Source organism: Pedococcus sp. (genome assembly GCF_036554925.1).
Classification (GTDB): Bacteria; Actinomycetota; Actinomycetes; order Actinomycetales; family Dermatophilaceae; genus Pedococcus_A.
Window position 1 is genome coordinate 1 of record NZ_DATBMI010000022.1, and the last position, 2,338, is coordinate 2,338.

Consider the following 2,338-nt stretch of genomic DNA (forward strand, 5'->3'; position numbering starts at 1 on the left):
GCCAGGGCCGCCCGGCGGGCGTGCTCGGGGATCTTGTCCAGCGAGACGACCCGGCGGTTCTCCTGCGCCGAGAGGGTGCCGATCTCGTGCCTGCCGGTCTCGTCGAGGAACACGATCGTCTGGGCGGTCGGGACCTCGGACGGCACCGGCACGCGGGCGAAGGCGTAGATCAGCCCGACGACCGTGCCCGCGGCGACCGCCACGGCCGGCACGGCCAGCCACAGCGTCCAGCGCAGGATCTTGCGCAGGCGGGAGCGGGTGGGGGGTGGCTGCTTGCGCTCCTTGCCCTGCGGTCTTCCCTGCTGCTGGTGCCTGGCGGCCCGGGTGGGGGTGATCGGGGGTGCGGCCATAGCGCGAGCATGCTACCCCACTGCGGACTGGAAGCCGATTTCGGCCCAATCAGCCGACGTGGCGCCGCCCGAGCAGGTAGCGCTGAGCGAGGTGGTTCCAGTAGCAGGCGGTGCAGACCTCGACCACGTAGCAGGCCACCTCGTCCATGGAGCGGTGCAGGTCGGCGAGGCCGTTGCGGGGCCAGACGCGGCCGTTGGCCTGACGCAGGGCGTCCCCGAACACATAGGTCACGTGGACCAGGGGCCCGGTGGCGCAGACCGGGCAGGGGGTCGGGGTCTGCTCACCGACGTTGCGGGCCGCCCGCAGCAGCTCGGGGTGGGCGTCGCAGACGTCGTCGCGCGACAGACGTCCCCCGCGGAGCTCGGTGAGCTTCGCCCGCTTGGCCAGGGTGTAGTCGACGAGCCGCATCTCGGCGCCAGTGTACCCGGCCGCCGTCGCCACCACGGAGGTCACGACTTGGCGACGCGAGTTGACATACTCGCGTCGGCGTACCTATCGTCGTGATACATCGAGCCGATACATCGGTTCGACCGGCAGTAGTGAACCACAAGCAAGAGGGGACGTGCTCCGTGCTCGACCTGGCCGTGCTGGGGCTGCTCAAGGAGGCACCGATGTCGGGCTATGAGCTGAAGAAGCAGCTCACGCTCAAGCTCGGGGCCTTCTGGCGGGTGAGCTACGGGTCGCTGTACCCGTGCCTCAAGCGGCTGGCCGCCGAGGGCGCCCTCGAGGTCGAGCTCGCCCCCTTCACCTCGCGCAAGAAGCACGTCTACCAGCTCACCGATGACGGCAACCGCCTGTTCCACCGGCTCCTGGAGACGGCCGAGGGCCACGACCTGGAGCAGGACCGGTTCTCCATGCGGCTGGCCTTCTTCCGCTACCTGCGGCCGGAGGCCCGCCTCTACCAGCTCGAGCGGCGGCGCGGCTACCTCCAGGAGCGGCTGGCCGACCTGCGCGCCTCGGTGCGCAGCGCCCGCGAGCGCATGGACGCCTACACCATCGAGCTGATGGACCACGGGCTGGACGAGCGCGAGCGCGAGATCGCGTGGCTCGACCGTCTGATCGCCCGCGAGCGCCGTTCCACCGAACCGCAGCACGAGCAGGACCTGGCTGAGCCACTGCCCGCGGCTCAGCTTCCCCAGTCCCCGCGCGACCCCCGCCTGCCCGCCCAGACCGGGTAGGCCGCGCACGTCTCAGGAGGAGACCAGAAACTGATGGGAAAGCTACGCGTCGCGATCGTCGGCGTGGGCAACTGCGCGTCGTCCCTGGTGCAGGGCGTGCACTTCTACGCCGGCGCCGAGCCGGGTGACCAGGTCCCCGGCCTGATGCACGTCGAGCTGGGCGGCTACCACGTCCGCGACATCGAGTTCGTGGCCGCCTTCGACGTCGATGCCAAGAAGGTCGGGCGCGACCTCTCCGAGGCCATCCGCTCCGGCGAGAACAACACCATCCAGTTCGCCGACGTGCCCCCGCTCGGGGTCGAGGTACAGCGCGGCCCGACCATGGACGGGCTCGGCAAGTACTACGCCGAGACCATCCACGAGTCCGACACCGCCCCGGTCGACGTGGCCGTGGCCCTGGCCGCCTCCGGCGCCGACGTGCTCGTCTGCTACCTGCCGGTCGGCTCCGAGGACGCCGCCCGCTTCTACGCCGAGCAGGCCCTCAAGGCCGGCGTGGCCTTCGTGAACTGCCTGCCGGTGTTCATCGCCGGCCGGCCCGAGTGGGCCGAGCGCTTCACCAGGGCCGGGGTGCCGATCATCGGCGACGACATCAAGTCGCAGGTCGGGGCCACCATCGTCCACCGGGTGCTGAGCCGGCTGATGGAGGACCGCGGCATCCACATCGACCGCACCTACCAGCTGAACTTCGGCGGCAACATGGACTTCATGAACATGCTGGAGCGCAGCCGGCTGGAGTCCAAGAAGATCTCCAAGACCCAGGCCGTCACCTCCCAGGTCGACCACGACCTGGGCAAGCGCAACGTCCACGT

3 protein-coding genes and 1 pseudogene are annotated in these 2,338 nt (G+C 70.2%); 2 read left to right on the plus strand and 2 right to left on the minus strand.

What is annotated here, in order from left to right; translation table 11 throughout:
• A pseudogene (locus VIB11_RS01675) lies at positions 1-350 on the minus strand (hypothetical protein); the annotation flags it as partial.
• A gap of 49 nt (positions 351-399) precedes the next feature.
• Positions 400-759, minus strand: a complete 360-nt coding sequence (locus VIB11_RS01680; RefSeq protein WP_332027741.1) for a DUF5318 family protein — start codon at positions 757-759, stop codon at positions 400-402.
• Between the two features lie 161 nt (positions 760-920).
• On the opposite strand from VIB11_RS01680, the gene VIB11_RS01685 reads away from it, so the two are divergent.
• Positions 921-1,529, plus strand: a complete 609-nt coding sequence (locus VIB11_RS01685; RefSeq protein WP_332027743.1) for a PadR family transcriptional regulator — start codon at positions 921-923, stop codon at positions 1,527-1,529.
• Positions 1,530-1,562: 33 nt separating this feature from the next.
• The coding region (locus VIB11_RS01690; protein WP_332027745.1) for an inositol-3-phosphate synthase at positions 1,563-2,338 on the plus strand (776 nt) is incomplete at its 3' end.